Annotated in this window: 17 protein-coding genes and 3 tRNA genes; 12 read left to right on the top strand and 8 right to left on the bottom strand. The window is 74.3% G+C overall.

All coding sequences use genetic code 11. The features are described from left to right. Nucleotides 1-14: 14 nt before the first annotated feature. From FB458_RS09415 to FB458_RS09395, 5 genes are all read left to right on the top strand, one after another. A complete protein-coding gene (locus FB458_RS09415; protein WP_141848269.1) occupies nt 15-551 on the top strand; it encodes a SigE family RNA polymerase sigma factor in 537 nt (178 codons plus the stop codon). Then, complete coding sequence (locus tag FB458_RS09410) at nt 548-1,246, top strand: hypothetical protein (RefSeq protein ID WP_141848268.1); 699 nt, start codon at nt 548-550, stop codon at nt 1,244-1,246. The genes FB458_RS09415 and FB458_RS09410 overlap by 4 nt, the downstream gene beginning before the upstream one ends. A gap of 22 nt (nt 1,247-1,268) precedes the next feature. Beyond that, nucleotides 1,269-2,321, top strand: coding sequence for a PHP domain-containing protein (locus FB458_RS09405; protein WP_141850439.1), 1,053 nt, complete (start codon nt 1,269-1,271; stop codon nt 2,319-2,321). 98 nt (nt 2,322-2,419) lie between these two features. After that, nucleotides 2,420-2,492, top strand: a tRNA-Glu gene (locus FB458_RS09400). 23 nt (nt 2,493-2,515) lie between these two features. Beyond that, nucleotides 2,516-2,589, top strand: a tRNA-Asp gene (locus FB458_RS09395). A 115-nt stretch (nt 2,590-2,704) separates the two neighbouring features. Here the strand turns inward: FB458_RS09395 and FB458_RS09390 are convergent. Together FB458_RS09390 and FB458_RS09385 are read right to left on the bottom strand one after the other, a co-directional pair. Then, nucleotides 2,705-4,045 (bottom strand): chloride channel protein, encoded by a 1,341-nt coding sequence (locus tag FB458_RS09390; RefSeq protein ID WP_211355992.1) that lies wholly within the window; start codon nt 4,043-4,045, stop codon nt 2,705-2,707. 73 nt (nt 4,046-4,118) lie between these two features. Further along, nucleotides 4,119-4,409, bottom strand: coding sequence for a metal-sensitive transcriptional regulator (locus tag FB458_RS09385; protein ID WP_141848266.1), 291 nt, complete (start codon nt 4,407-4,409; stop codon nt 4,119-4,121). Nucleotides 4,410-4,524: 115 nt separating this feature from the next. Between FB458_RS09385 and FB458_RS09380 the strand changes: the two genes are divergently transcribed. Both FB458_RS09380 and FB458_RS09375 read left to right on the top strand, forming a co-directional pair. Beyond that, nucleotides 4,525-5,355, top strand: a complete 831-nt coding sequence (locus FB458_RS09380; protein ID WP_141848265.1) for an SDR family oxidoreductase — start codon at nt 4,525-4,527, stop codon at nt 5,353-5,355. A gap of 140 nt (nt 5,356-5,495) precedes the next feature. Then, a tRNA-Phe gene (locus FB458_RS09375) sits at nt 5,496-5,572 on the top strand. Between the two features lie 266 nt (nt 5,573-5,838). On the opposite strand, the gene FB458_RS09370 is transcribed toward FB458_RS09375, so the two are convergent. The 4 genes from FB458_RS09370 to FB458_RS09355 form a co-directional block, all read right to left on the bottom strand. Then, a complete protein-coding gene (locus FB458_RS09370; RefSeq protein WP_211355991.1) occupies nt 5,839-7,398 on the bottom strand; it encodes a methyl-accepting chemotaxis protein in 1,560 nt (519 codons plus the stop codon). Nucleotides 7,399-7,679: 281 nt separating this feature from the next. After that, nucleotides 7,680-8,966: an ArgE/DapE family deacylase gene (locus FB458_RS09365; RefSeq protein ID WP_246061138.1), complete on the bottom strand. Its 1,287-nt coding sequence runs from the start codon at nt 8,964-8,966 to the stop codon at nt 7,680-7,682. Nucleotides 8,967-9,021: 55 nt separating this feature from the next. After that, a complete protein-coding gene (locus tag FB458_RS09360; RefSeq protein ID WP_141848263.1) occupies nt 9,022-9,474 on the bottom strand; it encodes a MarR family winged helix-turn-helix transcriptional regulator in 453 nt (150 codons plus the stop codon). A 193-nt stretch (nt 9,475-9,667) separates the two neighbouring features. Continuing rightward, nucleotides 9,668-10,294 carry a 2'-5' RNA ligase family protein gene (locus tag FB458_RS09355; RefSeq protein WP_141848262.1) on the bottom strand — a complete coding sequence of 209 codons (627 nt, stop codon included), beginning with the start codon at nt 10,292-10,294 and terminating at the stop codon, nt 9,668-9,670. Between the two features lie 120 nt (nt 10,295-10,414). On the opposite strand from FB458_RS09355, the gene FB458_RS09350 reads away from it, so the two are divergent. After that, on the top strand, nt 10,415-13,438 hold the full coding sequence (locus FB458_RS09350) for a sensor domain-containing protein (protein ID WP_170185620.1): 3,024 nt from the start codon (nt 10,415-10,417) through the stop codon (nt 13,436-13,438). A 94-nt stretch (nt 13,439-13,532) separates the two neighbouring features. Here FB458_RS09350 and FB458_RS09345 read toward each other — a convergent pair whose 3' ends face one another. Then, nucleotides 13,533-13,973 (bottom strand): PNPOx family protein, encoded by a 441-nt coding sequence (locus tag FB458_RS09345; protein ID WP_246061137.1) that lies wholly within the window; start codon nt 13,971-13,973, stop codon nt 13,533-13,535. A gap of 2 nt (nt 13,974-13,975) precedes the next feature. Beyond that, on the bottom strand, nt 13,976-14,968 hold the full coding sequence (locus tag FB458_RS09340; RefSeq protein ID WP_141848260.1) for an LLM class flavin-dependent oxidoreductase: 993 nt from the start codon (nt 14,966-14,968) through the stop codon (nt 13,976-13,978). 164 nt (nt 14,969-15,132) lie between these two features. Here FB458_RS09340 and FB458_RS09335 point away from each other — a divergent pair, with 164 nt between their 5' ends. The 4 genes from FB458_RS09335 to FB458_RS09320 all read left to right on the top strand — a co-directional run bounded on the left by FB458_RS09335 (nt 15,133) and on the right by FB458_RS09320 (nt 20,283). Next, complete coding sequence (locus tag FB458_RS09335; protein WP_141848259.1) at nt 15,133-17,127, top strand: acetoacetate--CoA ligase; 1,995 nt, start codon at nt 15,133-15,135, stop codon at nt 17,125-17,127. Between the two features lie 10 nt (nt 17,128-17,137). After that, nucleotides 17,138-17,884, top strand: coding sequence for an LLM class flavin-dependent oxidoreductase (locus tag FB458_RS09330; RefSeq protein WP_141848258.1), 747 nt, complete (start codon nt 17,138-17,140; stop codon nt 17,882-17,884). 63 nt (nt 17,885-17,947) lie between these two features. Further along, nucleotides 17,948-18,664 carry a response regulator transcription factor gene (locus FB458_RS09325; protein ID WP_141848257.1) on the top strand — a complete coding sequence of 239 codons (717 nt, stop codon included), beginning with the start codon at nt 17,948-17,950 and terminating at the stop codon, nt 18,662-18,664. Further along, nucleotides 18,661-20,283 carry a GAF domain-containing sensor histidine kinase gene (locus tag FB458_RS09320; protein ID WP_211355990.1) on the top strand — a complete coding sequence of 541 codons (1,623 nt, stop codon included), beginning with the start codon at nt 18,661-18,663 and terminating at the stop codon, nt 20,281-20,283. The genes FB458_RS09325 and FB458_RS09320 overlap by 4 nt, the downstream gene beginning before the upstream one ends. The last annotated feature ends 86 nt before the right edge of the window (nt 20,284-20,369 follow it).

Here is a 20,369-nt window from a genome sequence, read left to right as displayed (position 1 = left end):
GAACGGTCGACGGCATGGACGGTGTCCCCGGGGGTGAGGGGTCCGGCGAGCAGCGCCGGGGCCGCGACCAGGACGAGGAGTTCATGCGGTTCGTGCAGGAGCGACAGGCGGCGCTGCGGCGCACCGCCTACCTCGTCACGGGCAGCTGGACCGACGGCGACGACCTGCTCCAGGAGTCGCTGACCAAGGTCTACCTCGCGTGGCCGCGGATCGAGTCCCCCGCCGCCGCGTTCTCCTACACGCGCACGACGATGGTGCGGACCTGGCTCAACCAGCACCGCCGGGTGCTCAAGGAAGTGGCCGTCGAGACGCTGCCCGAGGCGGGCGCGGACGGGCCCGACACGGCGCTGGCCGTGTCCCTGCGCGACCTGCTGGACGAGCTGCCCCCGGCGCACCGCGCCGTCGTCGTCCTGCGCTTCTACGAGGACCTCACCGTGCCCCAGATCGCCACCGCCCTGCAGCTGCGGGAGGGCACGGTCAAGAGCCAGCTCTCCCGCGCCCTGGCGTCGCTGCGCGGTCGCCTCGCCGAGGACGGGGAGGTGGCGACGTGAGCGACGACGACCTCTCCCCCGAGGCCGGGCTCGAGCGCGCGCTGCGCGACCGGTTGCGCTCCGTCGACGACCTCACCCCGCCCCCCGCGCCGGACTTCGCCGCCCGGGCCATGGCCGCCGCCCGTACGACGTCGCGCGCCACCACCGCGGACGCCGAGGACACCGGGAACACCGAGCCCGCCGAGCGCCTCGTACCCGTGGTCCCGCTGCACCGCCGGCCCTGGGCCCGGGCCCTCACCGGGGTGGCCGCGGCCCTCGTCCTCGGGACGGCTGCGCTGAGCGGGCTGCAGCACGTGGGGGGCGGCAGCTCGGCCAGCTCGGGTGCCGCCGCCCAGCCGGAGGCCGGCACCGCCCAGGGGCCGGCGTCGGCGGACCGTCCCGCCCCCGCCGACGCGGCCGGCGGATCCGGAGCGGGCACAGCGGGGAGCACCGTTCCCGGTGCGTCGCTGCTGGGCAAGGGATCGGCCACGGGCGCCGCCACGACCTCCCTCCCCGACGCCGTGGCGCGGTTGCAGCAGCGGCTGCGGGAACCACCCTTCTTCGACCTCCGGCCGACCGTCGCGCTGCGCGGCGGCACCGTCGTGGTCACCCTGCAGGTCTCGGTCGACCGCCGTCCGGCCCTGGACCCGGCGCTCGTCGACCTCGTGTCCCGGTCGCTCCCCGCCGGCACCCCGGTGGAGTACCGCGCACCCTGAGGGCTGACAGACTGGCGCGGTGATGCCGCTGCGGCCGCTGGAGGCCCCCGTCGACCCGGTCGAGGCGCTGCGCCGCATCGCCCTCCTCCTCGAGCGCTCCCGCGCCGGCAGCTACCGGATCGAGGCCTTCCGCAAGGCCGCCCGCGTCGTCGCCGCGCTCGAGGACGACGAGCTCGACCGGCGGGCCTCGACCGACACGCTCACCGAGCTGGCCGGGGTCGGCGACGCCACCGCGTCGGTGGTGGCGCAGGCGGTGGCGGGCGAGCTGCCGTCGTACCTGCAGTCGTGGCAGGAGAAGGCGTCCGAGCCGTTGGTCCGTGGCGGCGACGAGCTCTTCGCCGCGGTCGTCGGCGACCTGCACTGCCACTCGGACTGGAGCGACGGGGGCAGCCCGATCGACGAGGTGGTCCTCGCCGCGGTCGAGCTCGGGCAGGACTGGCTGGCGCTGACCGACCACTCCCCCCGGCTCAAGGTGGCGCGCGGGCTGAGCGCTGCGCGGCTGACCGAGCAGCTGCAGGTGGTCGCCGCGGTCAACGCCTCCCTCGGCGAGCGGTTCCGACTGCTCAGCGGGATCGAGGTCGACATCCTCGACGACGGCGGGCTCGACCAGAGCGACGAGATGCTCGCGCAGCTCGACGTCGTCACCGCGTCGGTCCACTCGAAGCTGCGGATGGCGAGCGCACCGATGACGACGCGGATGGTCGCGGCCGCGCTCGACCCGCGGGTCAACGTCCTCGGGCACTGCACGGGGCGGCTCGTCGAGGGCAGCCGCGGGACGCGTCCGCCGTCGGAGTTCGACGCGCGGGCGGTCTTCGAGGCCTGCCTCGAGGGCGGCACGGCGGTCGAGATCAACTCGCGGCCGGAGCGGTGCGACCCGCCCGACGAGCTCGTCGAGCTGGCCCGCGACCTCGGCTGCCTCTTCACCATCGACTCCGACGCGCACGCGCCCGGGCAGCTCGAGATGAAGGCCTACGGCTGCGAGCGCGCCGAGCGCCTCGGGATCCCGCCGGAGCGCATCGTCACGACCTGGCCGGTGGACGAGGTGCTGGCCTGGAGCCGCGCCGGCAAGGGCTGATTTGGGCGGGCTGCCCGGCATCCCCTATGCTTCAGGACGTCCTCGACGGAACCGACGCCCGGGCCCACCGAGACGCCGAGGAACGGTCGCAAGACCGCGTCCCCATCGTCTAGCGGCCTAGGACCCCGCCCTTTCACGGCGGTAGCACGGGTTCGAATCCCGTTGGGGATACGCACCACCAGCACCATCATCTAGGCCCCGTAGCGCAGTTGGTTAGCGCGCCGCCCTGTCACGGCGGAGGTCGCCGGTTCGAGCCCGGTCGGGGTCGCCCACATCGAAGGGCCCGTCACCATCACGGTGACGGGCCCTTCGCCGTACGTCGCCGCTCGCGCCCGGCCCGGACCCGGCCCCGTTTCTCGACGACGCTCGCCGTACGTCGCCGCTCAGGTCGCCTGCGGCGGGTGCTCGGCGGTCAGCCTGGCGCTGTAGATCGAGTAGCCGTCGACCCGGCGCGCCACGGCGGTGGCGATCGTCGTGACGAGGACGAGCGGCACGAGGAGCTCGAAGCCGCCGTGCGTGAGCTCGAGGACGAGGGCGAGCGCGGCGAGCGGCGCCTGCATCCCGGCGCCCAGCATCGCCGCGGCGCCGAGCAGCGCGTACGCGCCGACCGACCCGCCCGGCCACACGAGACCGAACAGCCCACCGAGCGCCGCCCCGAGGACCGCCCCGGTGCTCAGCGTCGGCGTGAAGAGACCGCCCGACGCCCCGCTGCCGAGGAACAGGCAGGTGACGAGCGGCTTGAGGAGGGCGAGGACGGCGTACAGGCCGATCGGTGACAGGCCGAGGAAGGCGAGCTGGGCCATCTCCTGGCCGTTGCCGTAGAGCTGCGGGTACGCCAGCCCGACGACACCGAGGACCAGGCACGCGCCGAGCGGGGCGAGCAGCCGGAACGCCGTCGTGCGCGGCTGTCGGTGCGAGACGAGGGCGATGAGCCGCACGAACGCGACCGCGACCAACCCGACGACCGGCCCGGCCAGCAGCGACCACACCAGGGTGCGCGCGTCGGTGGTGCCCCGCTCGAGGGCGGGGTACGTCGCCCGGTCCGGCAGGACGAGGTGCGCCGTGAGGGTCGCGACGCCCGACGACGCCAGCGCCGGGAGGACGACGGGCAGACGCAGCGTCCCGATGAGCACCTCCGCGGTGAACAGGGCCGCCCCGAGCGGCACGTTGTAGACGCTGGCCAGGCCCGCGCCGGCCCCGCAGGCGACGAGCAGGCGGCGCTGCGGGGTGCTGAGGCGGAGCCGGCCGGCGAGGACGCTGCCGGCGGCGGCCCCGAGCAGCCGCGGCGCCGCCTCGCGCCCCAGCGACGCGCCGAGGCCGATGAAGACCTGCGAGAGGGCGGCCGTGCCGAGGCTGCGACGCAGCCCCAGCCGCCCGTCGCCGGTCCAGATCGCGTCGTCGACGTCGGTGCGACCGCGCACGTAGCGACGCAGCAGGTACCACCCCACGCCGCCGACGACGCCGGCGACGAGCAGCGGGGTGAACCGGGCCCCGAACCCGAGCCGTTCGACCACCGGCGCCAGCTCGCCGCGGACGACGTCGGGGCCGTAGGCGAGCCGGCTGGCCAGCTGGAGCAGCTCGGTCGTCGCGATCCCGGCGAGCCCGGCGGCGACCCCGGTGACGAGGGTGGCCAGCCAGAACAGCGGCGTGAGCGGGACGTCGCCGTCGCCGGTGGTGTTGGGCTGCTCGGTGGCGCCGCGGCCGGAGAGGATCCGGTACGGCACGAGCGGTCGGGGCTCGCGGGCCCGGGGGGCACGCCCGGGACCGCGACGAGGACGGGCGCCCACGTCCTGGGGATCAGCTGCGCACGAGCCGCGCGATGGCCTCGCTCGCCTCGCGCACCTTGGCCTGGGCCTCGTCGCCGCCCTTGGCCGCGGCGTCGACGACGCAGTGCGCGAGGTGCTCGTCGAGCAGCTCGAGCGAGAACGACTGGAGCGCCTTCGTGGCCGCCGCGACCTGGGTGAGGATGTCGATGCAGTACTGGTCCTCCTCGACCATGCGCTGCAGACCGCGCACCTGGCCCTCGATGCGGCGCAGCCGCTTGAGGTGGGCGGCGCGGTGGTCGTGGTAGCCCGGGGTGGCCGTCATGGTGTCCGCCTCCTGCGTCCTGGTCGACGACGCGACGTACCCCATGGGGGTATCTTTCGCCCCTCCAATCTACCTCGCGGGACGCGGCGCTCCGGGCGGACGTAGCGTCGAGGACATGACGCAGAAGACCTGGTTCATCACCGGCACCTCACGTGGCTTCGGCCGCGAGTGGGCCGCCGCCGCGCTCGAGCGCGGCGACCGCGTGGCCGGTACGGCGCGCGACACCTCCACCCTCGACGAGCTCGTCAGCACGTACGGCGACGCCTTCCTGCCGATCGAGCTCGACGTCACCGACCGCGCGGCGGACGTCGCGGCCGTCGGGCAGGCGCACGAGCGCTTCGGCCGGCTCGACGTCGTCGTCAACAACGCGGGCTACGGGCACTTCGGGTTCGTCGAGGAGGTCACCGAGGACGAGGCACGGGCGCAGCTCGAGACCAACCTCTTCGGCGCGCTGTGGGTGACGCAGGCGGCGCTGCCGTTCCTGCGCGAGCAGGGCTCGGGCCACATCGTGCAGGTGTCCTCGATCGGCGGGATCAGCGCCTTCCCGGGGGTCGGGCTCTACCACGCGAGCAAGTGGGGCCTCGAGGGCTTCAGCCAGGCCCTGGCGCAGGAGGTCGCGCGTTTCGGCATCCACGTGACCCTCGTCGAGCCGGGCGGGTTCGCCACCGACTGGGCCGGTCCCTCGGCCAAGCGCTCGCAGCCCCTCGAGGCGTATGCGCAGGCGCGCGAGGACATGGAGCGCCAGCGCCAGGAGCGCGTCGGCGCCGGTGGGCCGGGCGACCCGACCGCCTCGGCCAAGGCCATCCTGCGCGTCGTGGACGCCGACGAGCCGCCGCTGCGGGTCTTCTTCGGGGCCGCCCCGATCGACATCGCGAAGGCCGACTACGCGCAGCGCATCGAGACCTGGGAGCGCTGGGACGACGTCGCGAAGCTCGCCCAGGGCTGAGCCCCGCCGCAGGACGCCGTACGGCGTCTCCGGGAGTCCGGGCGGTGGTCCTCGAGATCAGGGCCACCCCCGGACTCCGGTATAGTCCTCCCGACGCCGCAGGGATGCGGCGTCGAGTGCGCGGGCCCCGCCCGCGTTCCGGCCAGGTAGCTCAGTTGGTACGAGCGTCCGACTGAAAATCGGAAGGTCGGCGGTTCGACCCCGCCCCTGGCCACCACCGGAACCGCAGGTCGCCCCGGACGGCTGCCTGCGGTTCTCTCGTTCGGGTCGGGTCCCCGCTGCACCGCCATGCGTCATCCCGCAGCCGGAGCTCACCGAAGTACGTGGCCCACGGGTGCCCGTTGACGTTCTCGACGGGCTGGAACCCTGCCCTCTCGTAGAGTCGCTTCGCCGTGTCCTGCCGGTCGCGCCGCGGCCGGGGGCCCACCGGTCGGCCGGGGTGAGCGGTGGCGCCCGAGCTCCGCGACCGGCGGACGACCGGCGTCAACCCCGGAAGCGGAAGGCCCCGACGTGGGTCTCGAGGTCGGTGGCCAGCCGCGCGAGCTCCTCGACGGCGGCGTGCGTCTGCAGCACCGCGACGGTCGTCGTGCTCGCCGAGTCGGACACCCCGCCGATGTTCGAGGCGATGTGCTCGGTGCCGCTGGCGGCCTCGGCGACCGAGCGGCTCATCTCGCTCGTCGTGGCCGTCTGCTCCTCGACGGCGGAGGCGATGGTGGTCTGGTAGTCGTCGATGGTGCCGATGACGGTCGAGATCGAGCCGATCGCGGTGACCGCGTCGGTCGTCATCTGCTGGATGCTCGACACCCGCGTGGCGATGTCCTCGGTGGCGCGGGCGGTCTCGCGGGCGAGCTCCTTGACCTCGCCGGCGACGACGGCGAAGCCCTTGCCCGCGTCACCGGCGCGGGCGGCCTCGATGGTGGCGTTGAGGGCGAGCAGGTTGGTCTGCTCGGCGATCGAGGTGATGAGCTTGACGACCGTGCCGATCTCGGCCGACGCGGCCCCCAGGGTCGTCACCGTGTCGGTCGTCTGAGCGGCCTCCGCCACGGCACGCTGCGCGACCGCGGCGGCCTCGGCGGCGTTGGCGGCGATCTCCTGGATGGAGGCGCCCATCTCCTCCGCGCCGGCGGCGACGATGGAGACGCTGCGGGAGACCTGGTCCGCGGCCGCGGAGACCACCCCGGACTGGGCGCTGGCCTCCTCCGTGGCCGAGGCGATGAGCGCGGAGGACTCCGCGAGCTCGACCGACGCCGCGGCCACCGACGACGCGGACTGCGACACCTTGCTCAGGAGAGCGCCGAGGGCGCCCTGGGCCCGCCGCAGGGACTGCGCGAGCTGACCGAGCTCGTCGCGGCTGTCGACCCCGGACTCCACGGTCAGGTCGCCGTCCGCCAGCGCGGCCAGGCTGACCTGGACCTTGCGGATGTTGCCGCGGATGGCGCGCACGACGACGACCGAGATGAGCAGGCCGACGAGCACGCCGATGCCCATCGAGACGAGCATGACCGTCCGCGCCTCGTCCGCCTGGGTCAGCGCGACGACCGCCAGGGCGTCGCTCTGAGCCTTCTGCGCCGCCGCCTCCTTCTCGAGGTCGGCGACCGCGGCGTCGCCCAGCGGCTTGAGCACGCGCTGCACGAGCGCGAAGGCCTCGGTCGTGCGGCCCGCGTCGGCCAGCGAGAAGACCTGGGTCCGAGCGCCGGCCGCGAGCTGCGTGATGCTGCTGACGGCCGCCGAGAAGTCCTTCGGGTCCGAGGCGTGCGCCTGGTAGACCGGCGCGAGGGCGGTGAGGTCGGCCAGCGCCTTCGCGGCGGAAGCGGCCAGGGCGGGACGCTCGGCGGCGTCCGCGAGGACGTACTTCGTCGACGCCAGCCGGATCGCACCGACCTGGGCCTGCAGCTCGTCCAGCTGGGTCAGGGGCACGACGTGGTCGTCGTACAGCCGTTCCTGCGTCGACGTCGCCGAGTTGAGCTTGAGCACCCCGAGCGTCCCGACGACGAGGATCACCGTGACGAGCACACCGACGGCGGCGCCGATCTGCACGGCCACGGGTCGGTCGGACAACACCGTGTGCACGCCACCTCGACGTGCGGAGGACGAGGACGACGACAGGAGCTCAGGCACCGAGGGCCTCCCGGACGGACGGACGGACGGATCGATCCCGGACATCGGCACCGCCGACCCCGGTTGCGAGAGGAACCGTCCAGATATCTCGCCCAGCGAGCATCACGGATGCCGAGGGGTCGCCACAGCACCGAGTGCTGGAGATCGAAGGTACGCGAACTTACGCAAAACCGGAACAACCTGCACAAGTTACCCGGGTGGCGTGCTCACACGCGTGCGCCGCAGCGCCGCGCCACGAGCACGGCGAGCGACCTCGTCACCCGCAGCAGCTCCTCGATGTCGACCTGCTCGCGCGGCGCGTGCGCGAACCGCACGTCGCCCGGCCCGTAGTGCAGCGTCGGGACCCCACCCTCGTCGGCGTACAGCCGCAGATCGCTCCCGTACGGCGCCGCGCCCAGCGACACCGCGCGGCCCTCGACCGCCGCGACCGCCCCGGTCACGTCGGCGACCAGGGGGTGCCCGGGGTCGATCCGCCCGCTGGCGAACTGGCCACCCGGCCACGACACGTCGACCGGGTGGTCCCGCAGCCAAGGGTCCCGCGCGCAGACCTCGGCGACGGCGTGCACGAGGGCCGCCCGTGCCTGCTCGACCGGCTCCCCCAGCCGGACACCCAGCCGGCCCTCCGCGACGAGCAGGTCCGGCACCGAGCTGGCCCAGTCACCGGCGCGGACGATGCCCACGGAGATTGGGTAGGGCAGGGTCAGGTCGCCGTACAGCGGGTCGACGTCGATGTTGCGCTCCCGCTCGAGCTCGCCGAGCGCTGCGTGCACCGGCAGGAACGCCTCGAACGCGCTGCGTCCCTCGCGTCGCGTGCTGCCGTGGGCGGCCCGGCCCGGCACCCGCAGCGCGAACGTGAGGGCGCCGGCGTTGGCGACGACGACCCGACCGCTCGTCGGCTCCGTGATGACGGCGGCATCGGCGACGTGACCACGCCGGACGGTCGCGAACGCGCCCAGCCCGCCGTCCTCCTCGCCGACGACGACGTGCACCCCGAAGGCCCGTTCGAGTCGCACCCCGGACGTCGAGATCGCCCGTGCGACAGCGAGGTTGGCGGCCACGCCCGCCTTCATGTCGCACGCGCCGCGCCCGTGCACGCGGCCCGCGCGGATCGTCCCGCTCCACGGGTCGCGGTCCTCCCACCGATCGAGGTCGCCGGTCGGGACGACGTCGACGTGCCCCTGCAGCACGAGGGCCGGCGGGGCGTCCGGCCCCGACGGGCCGGTGGTCGCGACGACGCCGTACCCCTCCGTGCGGGGTGCCTCGGTCCCGGGGAAGCCGGGGTCGGCCGCGAGCTGGTCGAGGTCGAGCGGCCACAGGTCGACGTCGTACCCGAGTCGTCCCAGCTGGGTCGCGTGCCAGTGCTGCAGCTCCGACTCGGCGTCGGTGCCGGTGACGCTGGGGACCCGGACCAGCTCGACGAGCTGACTCACCAGCATCTCGTCGTCGATCGCCTGCAGGACGCGGGTCTCGGCCGTGGAGAGCAGGGGGCGCACGGCGGCAACCTAGCCCGTGGTCCGGGGGCGTACCCGTCGACCCAACGGCCGTCGGTCAGCCCAGCGTCCGGCGACGCCCCTTCCGGACGAGCGCGTCACTGCCACGATCCAGCATCTCGCCGACGACGCGCAGCGCGTCGATCACCTCCTGCGCACGCTCGTCGTCGAGGTCGACCATCGCCTCCCCGAAGAGCTGGTACGGCGTGTCCAGGGCCGCCACCCGTTCCTCGGGCAGGGCGAGGATGCTGCGACGCCGGTCGGTGGCGTCCGGCCGCCGCTCGAGCAGACCCCTCGCGACGAGGCGATCGGCGATCCCGGTCACCACGCTGTGCCGGACCCCCACGGCACGCGAGACCTGGCCGACGCCCAGCGGCCCCCGCTCGCGGATGAGGTCGAGCACCCGGGACTCGGAGGCGGAGCAGCCGAGGAAGGCCGACACCGCCAGCCGGTACTGCTCGACCCGGTCGACGAGCTGCCGCACAGCGCTGTCGATGTCCTGACGCCCCATTGCACCCTCCACGAATCGTGTTGAGGGACAACAGTTCCCGTCGACACAGACATGAAACGCCCGTGGTGGTCGAGAGGTGGCGCCCGCGGCCGCTCGGGGGGTCCGCCGCGGGCGCCGAGATAAAGGTACGGGCTACGGACCTTTTAGTGGGCGACTGTCTCGCCATGTGGCTACCGGCGCGACGACGGGGGTCTCAGACGCAGCCGGCCGCGTCCGACGACAGGGGGACCCGGGCGTGCTCGAGGAGCGGCGAGGTCTCCGTCGCCTGGCGCAGCAGGGACAGGTGGGTGACGGTGAACGGCTCGCCGACCTCGCCCGCGACGGCGGCCGCGACGGCGGCGACCTCGTCGTCGGCGCCACCCTCCGGCAACGGCGCGACCGGGAGCGACGGGCGGAAGTCGCGCCGGTCGAGGAACAGACCGAGCCCCTGGACGGTGGCGCGGACGTCGCGCGCGATCCCGTGGAGGCCGTCGAGGTCGCCGGACAGGTCGAGGGCGAGCTGGGGGATGCGCGAGGACTCCCACACCGAGGCGCCGGCGATCCGCACCGTCGGCGTCGACCAGTCGGTCGCCGCCTCGACGAGGGCGGAGGTGAGCCGGTGCGCGTCGGGGGTCGTGAGGTTGCCGAAGCGGGCCACCGTGAGCACCACGCGGTCGGCGGGGAGCACCTCGATCGGCGGCGCGGCCTCGGCGGTGGAGCGGCCACCGCGCTGCCACCAGCGACGCGGCGGCGCGGGCGCCGGCGCGAGCGCCCGCCGGACCCGCGCGAGGGCCGCCTCCACGACCGGCGGAGGCGGGACGACGGCCGCGAACAGGATCACGGCCCCATCCTGCACCCCCGACGGCAGCCCCACCGGAGGGCGACGACGGGACACTCCGCAGGCCCGTGATGGGCCGTGTGCACTATGGGGTCATTGTCCGCTTTGCACTATTCTCGGAGCATGAAGCGCCCCACCGTCCGTGCCGCCGCGCCCGCGGCACCCTCGGTCACCGGCGCCCCGCCGCTCGACCCGAGCCGACCGCGCGCGACGTCGCGTGCCGCCGCGCCCTTCGTCCTCACGGGCCTCATCGGCGTGCTCATCGCCCTCGTCACGCCGCACGGCGACCGCGGCGATCACGCCTGGCTCGTCCCGGTCTGCTACGCCGTCGCCCTGGTCTACCTCGGCATCTCGCTGCGCCGCGACCGGCGGACCTGGGTCGACCCGGTCGGGCCGTGGCTGAGCTTCCTCGCCATCATGGTCGCCCGCGACGTCTCGGGAGGGTCGGCCTCCCCTCTCGGTGCGCTGGTCGCGATCCCCTCGCTCTGGCTCGCCCTCACCGGCACCCGCCGCGACGTCTGGGTGTCCTCGGGACTCACCCTCGTCGTCTTCGTGGCGCCCATCCTCGTCATCGGGCCACCCCTCTACTCCCCCACCGACTGGCTGCACGGGCTGATGTGGACGCTCGTCACCGTCTTCATCGCCCCGGAGATCCACCGGGTCGTGGGGCGGGTCCACCGCGAGTCGGCCCGGGCTCGCGAGGCGCACGCGGAGGTGGCCGGGGTCATGCGCGCCGCCCACCTCAGCAGCATCATCGCCTCGGACACCCACGGCGTCATCACCTCGTTCAGCCGGGGGGCCGAGCTCCTGCTCGGCCACCGCTGCGAGCACATCGTCGGCGCCGCGGTGCGTCGCGAGGCGCTGCACGACCCGGCCGAGATCTTCGCCGCCGCCACCGAGCTCGGCGTCCGCCCGCACGAGGTGTTCGCCGAGCTGGCGCGCCGGGACGCCCCGCCGCGCACCTGGGCCCAGCTGCGCGCTGACGGCACCTGGGCCTACGTCCGCCTGGCCCTCACCGAGCTCCGCGACGAGCAGGGCCGGGTCACCGGCTGCCTCGGCATCGCCATCGACTCCACCGCCTCCGTCGAGGCCGAGCGCGCCGTCGCCCGCAGCGAGGCCACCCTGCGCGCCGTGCTCCAGCACCTGCCGGACACGACCGTGCTCATGCTCGACGAGGACCTGACGGTCGTCGCGGTCGGCGGTGAGGGAGCGGTGACGCAGGGCTTCACCGGCGCCGAGGGGCACCCGCTCGCCGAGCTCGTCAAGCCCGACAGCCTTGACGCGCTCACGCCCCTCGTGCGCGGCGCCTTCGACGGCGTGGAGGGGACCGCGGAGCTGCGCGGCGGCCGGACGGACGCGGCCCACGAGGTCACGGTCACCCCGCTGCTCCCGGGCGAGGACGGCCGGCGGGCGCTCGTCATCGCCCGGGACGTCAGCCGTGAGCGCGCGCACGAGCGCGAGGTGCTGCGCGCCAAGGAGCGCGCCGAGCGGCTGCTCTCCGACGCGCCGTACGGCGTCGCGCTGCTCACCCCCGACGGGGTCGTCCTCGACGTCAACGAGGCGCTCTGCACCATGGTCGGCCGCCCCGCCGGCACCCTGGTCGGGACGCCGTTCGCCGCCGTCGCCTGCCCGAAGGACACGACGCTGCGCGAGCACCTGCGCGCGGCGCGCGAGGCCCCCGGCACCCGGGTCGAGGCCGACTGGAGCCTCGCGACCCCGCAGGGGCGCGAGGTCCACACGCTGCTCAGCAGCCGGCTCGTCGTCGGCGACGAGGACACCGACGACCTGGTCCTCGTCAACGTCGTCGACGTCTCCGAGCGGCGGCGCTACGAGCAGCGGCTGGCCCACCTCGCCGACCACGACGAGCTCACCGGGCTGGCCAACCGGCGCCGTTTCGACGAGGAGCTGACCCGTCACCTCGAGCGCTGCCGACGCCACGGCCCCGACGGCGCGCTGCTGATGATCGACCTCGACAACTTCAAGGAGGTCAACGACACCCTCGGGCACGCCGCCGGCGACCAGCTCATCGTGTCCACGGCGCAGCTCCTGCGCAGCCGGGTGCGCAGCACCGACGTCGTCGCCCGGCTCGGGGGCGACGAGTTCGCCGTCCTGCTCGTCGACGCCGACCGCGTCGCGGCCGAGGCCGTCGCCCACTCCATCGTCGACCGGGTGCGCGAGCACGCGGCGACCCTCGAGGGCAGCCGGCGCCGGGTCACGGCGAGCGTCGGCGTCGTCACGGTGCGGGCGGCCCACGACCACGACGTCGACATCCTCGCCCTCGCCGACATGACGATGTACGACGCCAAGGACGCCGGCCGGGACGGGGTGGTCGTCCTCGACGAGGACGCCCGCCGGCAGCCGCGGACCGGAGCGCGGATGGCGTGGAAACGACGCATCGAGGACGCGCTGGAGGACGGCGCCTTCGAGCTGCACCTGCAGCCGATCCTCGACCTGCGCTCCGGCGAGATCCACTCCGCCGAGGTGCTGCTGCGGCTCGCGGACGCCGACGAGCTGGTCCCGCCCGGCCGGTTCCTCGACGTGGCGGAGCAGTCCGGGCTCATGCCCGCCCTCGACACCTGGGTCGTCGAGCGGGCGCTCGGCCTGCTCGCCTCGCTGCGGCGCCTCGACCCGCTCTTCCGCCTCGAGGTCAACCTGTCCGGCCACTCCATCGGCGACGACCGCGTCGAGCGGGCGCTCGTCGAGGGGCTGCGCCGTCACGACGTCGAGCCCTCCGCACTCATCCTCGAGATCACCGAGACCGCCGCCGTCGCCGACGTCGAGCGGGCGCGTGAGTTCGCCGACCGGATGACCGCGCTCGGCTGCCGCTTCGCGCTCGACGACTTCGGCGCGGGCTTCGGGTCCTTCTACTACCTCAAGCACCTCGTCTTCGACTACGTGAAGATCGACGGCGAGTTCGTCGCGAACTGCCACCGCTCCGGGATCGACCGCACCATCCTGCGCTCGATCGTCGGGATCGCCCGCGACCTGGGCAAGCAGACCGTCGCCGAGTTCGTCGCCGAGCCCGCGATCCTCGAGATCGTCGGCGCGGAGGGCGTCGACCTCGCCCAGGGCTACGACGTCGGCCGCCCCACGACGTACGACGACTTCGTCGCCCGCTACCTCCCAGGGGCGGCCACCGCCGCGTGAGGCCGCCGCCGGGGCGGCCCCTGACCAGCCGTCGCTCAGCGAGCCAGGGGAACGCACCTGACGCGTCCTGGGAAGATGATGACGAAGAGACGGGTCAGGCGTCCTCGGACGCCGCCCAGCCGGTGATCCCGACGACGCGGCACACGAGCACCCGGTGGAACGGTTTGTCGGCGTACTGGGGCACCGCGCCGGCCAACCGGTCGGCCAGGTCCTCGACGACCGGCTCCGCGGGGTCGGGGACGTGCTCGAGCTGAGCTCGCACCCACCACAGCCGCGACCAGTCGTCGGTCTCCCAGTGCTCGACGAGGAGCGACCCGCGCGGGTCGGCCTCGAGGTTGTCCTCGCGCCGCAGCCGCGACGACCGCTTCGGCTTGACCTTGTCGATCGGGACGCCGACGAACGCCGCGCCGTCCTGCTCGGTGACCGCGAAGACGACCGGCTGCGGGTCCGGACCCCGCTCCGGGTGGAGGGTGACCAGGACCCCGTGGACCTCGCGGGCGAGGCGCTCGCGCGCCTCGCCCTCGGGCAGCCTCACGCTCAGGCCTCGGCGTTCACCTTGGGCATGATCTCCTCGACCAGCCGCTTGAGGTCGTCGAGGGTCTTGCTCGTCGGCACGTCGCGGAACGGGGGCCACAGCAGCGGCATCGTCATCCCCGCCTCCTGGTAGCGCTTGAGGATGTCCTCGATCTGCCGGGCGCTGCCGACGAGCAGGTTGCTGCCCTTGCCGGCCGGGGTCTGGTCGACGTCCTCGTCGGTGATGGTGAACCAGATCATCGAGCACATGTCGAAGCCGTCGGGGAAGTCCTTGCCGATCTTCTCCAGCTCCTCCTTCATCGCGCCCTTCCACCGGGCGATGTCCTCGGGCGAGTCCTGGATGCCGATCCAGCCCTGCAGGCCGTACCTGGCGATCCGCTTCGCCGAACGGGCCGGGTCCTTCAACCCCGAGAAGTAGATCGGCGGACCGGGCTTCTGCAGCGGCTGGTGACCGAAGCCGGAGAGCTCGAAGTCGGCGAACTCGCCGTGGTACTCGAAGAGCTCGTTCTCCCAGATGCCCTGCATGATCTCGATCGTCTCGCGCACGTGACCGTGACGACGGGGGAAGAGGTGCGGGACGCTCGCCGCGGCGAACTCCTCGGGCATCCAGCCCGACCCCACGCCCACGTTGAGCCGGCCGTCGGAGAGGTGGTCCTGGGTCGCGAGCTCGGCGGCCAGCACCCCCGGGGAGCGGTACGGGGTGTCGATGATGCTCATCCCGATCCGCACCTTCTGCGTCTTGGCGGCCAGCCACGGGATGAGCGGCATGCCCTGGAACCACTTGCCCTTGGCGATGACGGGCATCTGCGGCGGGAAGTCCATCATCATCCCGAACGGGAACTGCATCTCCCCGCGGTCCGAGGCCTCCGGGACGATGATCCGGTCCAGGGTCCACACCGAGTCGAAGTCGAGCTCCTCCGCGAGGGCCGTGAGGTCCTCGAGCTCCTTGATCGTCACGTGGTCGCGGAAGTTCGGCAGGTAGAGAGCGAGCTTCATCGTCGGCTCCTTCGGGTCTGACGAGCGGCGGGCGGCGTCGTCGACGCCCGGTCGGGCCCAGCGTCGACAACGTTCCTCAACGCAGCCACCCCCCTCCCTCAACGGAGTCTCAACGGCGCCCGCCCGCCTGTCCGCGCGGGGCCGGGGCGCCGTACGGTCGGGCCATGGCCAGCGACGGCAGCGACAGCCGCGACGACAGCGACGTCCTGTGGCGCCCCTCGGCGGAGCGCATCCAGGGGTCGGCGCTGCGCGCCTACCTCGACCGGCTGCAGGAGCGCGAGGGACGGCCCTTCGCCGACCACGACGACCTGTGGGCCTGGTCCGTCGAGGACCTCGACCGGTTCTGGCTGAGCATCGTCGACCACTTCGACGTGCGGTTCTCCACGCCGTGGGAGCAGGTGCGCACCGACGACCCGATGCCGCGCACGCGGTGGTTCACCGGTGGCCGGCTCAGCTGGGCCGAGCACGCCCTGCGCCGCGGGGACGACGACGCGACCGCGCTCGTCGTCGCCCGCGAGGGCGGCGACCCGGCGCACGAGATCACGTACGGCGACCTGCGCCGCCGGGTGGGTGCCCTCGCCGCCTGGCTGCGCGCGGCCGGCGTGCGGCCCGGTGAGACGGTGGCGGCGTACCTGCCCAACACCGAGCACGCCGTGGTCGGGGTCCTGGCGGCGGCCGCGGTCGGGGCCGTGTGGTCCTGCTGCTCGCCGGACTTCGGCGCCGACGGCACGATCGCCCGGCTCGCCCAGCTCGAGCCGGTCGTCCTGCTCGCCGCCGACGGCTACCACTGGAACGGCCGCACGGTCGACCGCGCCGACGTCGTCGCCGAGCTGCGGGCCGCCCTGCCGACCCTGCGCCGCACCGTCCACGTCCCCGTGGCCTTCCCGGACCGCACCGGCCCGGACGGCGCGGTCCCGTGGGAGGACCTCGTCCGCGAGGGGACCGACCCGGTCTTCGAGCAGGTCGAGTTCTCGCACCCCCTGTGGGTGCTCTTCACGTCGGGGACGACGGGCCGCCCCAAGGGCCTGGTCCACTCGCACGGCGGCATCGCCCTCGAGGGCAGCAAGTGGGCGGGTCTCTACTGCGGGCTGCGGCCCGGCGAGCGGATGTTCACCTTCACCTCCACGGGGTGGGCGCTGTGGAACATGCAGCTCGGCGCGCTGACCCAGGGCGCGAGCATCGTGCTGTACGAGGGCAGCCCGGGCTTCCCGCCGGGCGCGGTGTGGGAGGTGGCGGCCCGCACTAGCGCCGACGTCGTGCTGCTCGGCGCGGCGGTCGTCACCGCGTCGCAGGCCTCGGGCGTGTCCCCGCGCGAGGCATGGGACCTCGGCCGGCTGCGGCACCTCATGGTCAGTGGGTCGGCCCTGCCGACGGCCGGCTACCACTGGGTCGCCGAGCACGTGAGCCCCGACCTGCGCATCGACTCCACGAGCGGTGGCACCGACATCTCCGGGGCCTTCGTGGGCGCGAACGAGTACTCCGTCGTGCGTCCCGGCCGGATCGGCGGCCGGCTGGCGGGGGTCGACGCCGCCGCGTGGGACGACGACGGCCGATCCGTCGTGGAGGAGGTCGGCGACCTCGTCGTCACCCAGCCGATGCCGTCGATGCCCGTGCACCTCGTCGACGACCCGGACGGCCACCGCTACGCCGAGTCGTACTTCGACACCTGGCCCGGGGTCTGGCGGCACGGTGACTGGGTGACCTTCCACGACGACGGCAGCGTGTCCGTCCACGGCCGCTCGGACTCGACCCTCAACCGCCAGGGGGTGCGGCTCGGCAGCAGCGACTTCTACGACGTGCTGGCGACGCTCCCGGAGATCGCCGAGGCCCTCGTCATCGGGGTCGAGCAACCCGACGACGGGTACTGGCTGGGGCTGTTCGTGGTCCCGGCCGACGGCCACGAGCTCGACGACGAGCTGCGCGCGAGGATCGTCACCACGCTGCGCACCCGGCTCACGCCGCGGCACGTCCCGGACGAGATCCTCCGGGCGCCGGCGGTCCCGCACACCCTCAGCGGGAAGAAGCTCGAGGTGCCGGTCAAGAAGCTCATGCGGGGCACGCCCCTGGAGAAGGCCGCGAACGTCGCCTCGGTCGACGACCCCGAGACCCTGTACTGGTACCAGCGGTTCGCGGCCGAGCGCCTCGGCCGGGACGGCTGAGGGCGGACCCGTGCGCCTCGGCGCGACCCTCGTCCACCTCGACGACGCGGCGCCGTACGACGTCGTGCGCTGGGCCCGGCGGCTCGCCGCCGCCGGGTTCGAGTCGCTCTGGGCGCCGCACGTCGTGGGCCGCGGCCCCCTCGTGCCCGACCCGTTCACGGTGCTCGCCGCCGCCGCGGCGGTGACGCAGGACGTCGAGCTCGGTACGGCGACGGTGCAGCTCCCGCTGCTGCACCCGGTCGACGTCGCGCACCGTGTCCTCACCCTGCGCTCCCTGTGCGGCGAACGCCTCGTGCTCGGGGTGAGCCCCGGCTCGACGGCCGACGACTACGCGGCCCTCGACGCGTCGTACGGCACGCGGTTCGCCGTCTTCCGCGAGCGCGCGGCCCGGCTGCGCACCCTGCTCGAGGAGGGCGGGGACGGTGCGGCGCGGGTGGCGCCTCGTCCGGGGGGCCGACCCGCGATGCTGCTCGGCTCGTGGGGCCGCAACGTCGAGCGCGCGGCCCGCGACTTCGAGGGGTGGCTGGCCTCGGGCTACCGCACCACCCCCGACGAGATCCTGGCCGCGCACGAGCGCTTCCGGGCCGCCGGTGGGCGGCGCGCCGTCGTGTGCGCCGTCCCCGTCCGCGACGACGACGACCTCGCGGCGCTCGGCCCCACGCTGCGCCGGTACGACGCCGCCGGCGTCGACGACGCGGTCCTCCTCCTGTCCCCCGACGGCCCCCCGGCGGAGGCGGCCCGCGCGCGCTTCCCCTGAGCGGACGGCGCCGTTCCGCTCGAACGCCTCGCCCCACCCAGGGACGGCGGGTACCGTCCGTGCATGCGTGGTGCGGCGTCGCTCCTCGTCGTCGACGACGACGCGCGCGTCCGCACGGTCGTGTGCTGGCAGCTCGAGGCCGAGGGGTACGACGTCCACGAGGCCGCCGACGGGTACGCCGCCTGGGCCGGGATCGAACGGCACCGTCCCGACCTCGTCGTCCTCGACCTGTCGCTGCCGGGCCTCTCGGGTCTCGACCTCCTGCGCCGGCTGCGCGCCGCGGGCGACGTCACCCCCGTGGTCGTGCTGTCCGGTCGGGACGGCGAGGGCGACCGGATCACCGGGCTCGACCTCGGCGCCGACGACTACCTCGTCAAGCCGTTCTCTCCGGGCGAGCTCGCCGCCCGGGTCCGCTCCGTGCTGCGGCGCACCGTCGGGAGGGACCCCTCCGGCCGTGGGGCGACGGACGGACAGGCCCCGCGGCCCCCGGCGACGGGCGGTGGCGCGGCGCGGCTGCGCATCGACCACGGGACCCGGGAGGTCGAGGTGGACGGCGAGCCGGTGCCGTTGACCGCCAAGGAGTTCGACCTCGTCGCGTTCCTGCACGCCCATCCCCGTCAGGTCTTCACCCGGGCCCAGCTCCTCGAGCACGTCTGGGCCAGCTCGCACGGCTGGCAGAGCGAGGCCACGGTGACCGAGCACGTGCACCGGCTGCGGCACAAGCTCGGACCCGGCCACCTCGTCACCGTGCGCGGTGTGGGATACCGGTCCGGCCCGTGACCGCCCTCGACCTGCCCCTCGCGCAGGAGGACGCCGTCGCGCTGCTCACCCGGCAGACCGGCATCCTCGAGCGGATCGCCGTCGGCGGGCCCCTCGTCGGCGTCCTCACCGACGTCGCGACGACGTACGAGGACCTCGTCCCGGGAAGCCACTGCTCGGTGCTGCTCCTCGACCGGGTCGCCGGCACGCTGCGGCACGGCGCCGCACCCACGCTGCCCACCGACTACTCCGCGCACATCGACGGGATGGCGATCGGCCCCGACGCCGGGTCGTGCGGCACCGCCGCGCACACCGGCCTCCCGGTCGTCGCCGACGACATCCGGTCCGACCCGCGCTGGGCCCGCTACCGCTCGCTCGCCGACGCGGCCGGGCTGCGGGCCTGCTGGTCCACGCCCATCCGCGGGCGCGACGGCGTCTGCGGCACCTTCGCCGTCTACCACCACGAGCCCCACCTCCCGTCGGCGCGCGAGGAGCTGCTCGTCGCCCGGCTCACGCACCTCGCGTCGGTGGCCATCGACCACGACGCGGTCGTCGGGGCGCTGGCCGTCAGCGAGGAGCGCTTCCGCCGCGCCTTCGAGGACAACGCGGTCGGCATGGCCCTCACCACGCCGCAGGGCGAGGTCACGCGGGTCAACCACGCCCTCGTGGCGCTGCTGGGGCGTCCCGAGGACGAGCTCGTCGGTGCGGCCCTCGACGACGTCGTCGTGCCGCTCGCCCCCCGCCGTCGCGGCGCCCGGCACGAGGAGTACGACGCCACGGCCGGGTCCCCGGGCGGCGGCCCGCTCGACCTCGTCGTCGCCGCCTCACCGATCATGGACGCCCGGGGCCTGCCACGGGCCCTGTCGGTCAACGTCCTCGACGTCACCGCGGCGCGGGCCGCCGAGCGCGAGCGCCGCGCACGGGCCGAGGCGGAGGTGGCCGCCGCCGCCGCGGAGTCCGCGAACCGCGCCAAGACCGACTTCGTCACGGCCCTCGGGCACGAGCTGCGCACGCCCCTGCAGGCGATCACCGGGTTCACCGAGCTGCTGGCCACCCTCGACCTGCCCCCGGACCGGCGGGCGGAGGCCCTGCGGCACATCGGCGGGGCCGCCGAGCACATCCTCACGATGGTCGCCGACGTCCTCGACGTGTCCCGCATCGAGACCCGCTCGCTGCCCCTGTCGCTGCGCGACGTCCCCGTCGAGCCGGTCGTCGCCGACGTCCTGGCCATGGTCGCGCCGCTGGCCGCGGCCGAGCGGGTCACCCTGCACACCGCCCCGATGACGACGACGGTGCTCGTCCACGCCGACGAGCGCCGGGTCCGGCAGATCCTGCTCAACCTCGTCACCAACGCGCTGCGCTACCACCGCCCGGGGGGACGGGTGCTCGTCGGCTGGAGCGTCGACGAGGGGCAGGTGCGGATCACCGTGCGCGACAACGGTCCCGGGATCGCCCGCGAGCACCTCGGGCGGCTCTTCGTCCCCTTCGACCGCCTGGGCCGCGACGCGGACGGCGGGGTCGGGCTCGGCCTGCCGCTGGCCCGCGGGCTCACGGAGGCGATGGCCGGCTCCCTCGAGGTGCACAGCACGCCGGGCGTCGGCACGACCGTGTGCGTCGACCTGCCCGCCGGCCGCGGCTGACCGGCTCCTACGAGGCGGCCGAGGTGCGCTGGGCGATCGCGAGGTCGACCCGGTCGGCGGACAGCACGTGCTGGATGACCATGGTC

It is taken from the genome of Lapillicoccus jejuensis, from assembly GCF_006715055.1.
Lineage (GTDB): Bacteria > Actinomycetota > Actinomycetes > Actinomycetales > Dermatophilaceae > Lapillicoccus > Lapillicoccus jejuensis.
This window is presented reverse-complemented; position numbering and strand designations above follow the sequence as displayed.

Bases quoted from the DNA above. Each gene is read 5' to 3' on its own strand.
- FB458_RS09415 (WP_141848269.1), top strand. From the start codon at position 15: ATGGACGGTGTCCCCGGGGGTGAGGGGTCCGGCGAGCAGCGCCGGGGC.
- FB458_RS09405 (WP_141850439.1), top strand. From the start codon at position 1,269: ATGCCGCTGCGGCCGCTGGAGGCCCCCGTCGACCCGGTCGAGGCGCTG.
- FB458_RS09385 (WP_141848266.1), bottom strand. From the start codon at position 4,409: ATGACGGCCACCCCGGGCTACCACGACCACCGCGCCGCCCACCTCAAG.
- FB458_RS09380 (WP_141848265.1), top strand. From the start codon at position 4,525: ATGACGCAGAAGACCTGGTTCATCACCGGCACCTCACGTGGCTTCGGC.
- FB458_RS09360 (WP_141848263.1), bottom strand. From the start codon at position 9,474: ATGGGGCGTCAGGACATCGACAGCGCTGTGCGGCAGCTCGTCGACCGG.
- FB458_RS09350 (WP_170185620.1), top strand. From the start codon at position 10,415: ATGAAGCGCCCCACCGTCCGTGCCGCCGCGCCCGCGGCACCCTCGGTC.
- FB458_RS09340 (WP_141848260.1), bottom strand. From the start codon at position 14,968: ATGAAGCTCGCTCTCTACCTGCCGAACTTCCGCGACCACGTGACGATC.
- FB458_RS09335 (WP_141848259.1), top strand. From the start codon at position 15,133: ATGGCCAGCGACGGCAGCGACAGCCGCGACGACAGCGACGTCCTGTGG.
- FB458_RS09325 (WP_141848257.1), top strand. From the start codon at position 17,948: ATGCGTGGTGCGGCGTCGCTCCTCGTCGTCGACGACGACGCGCGCGTC.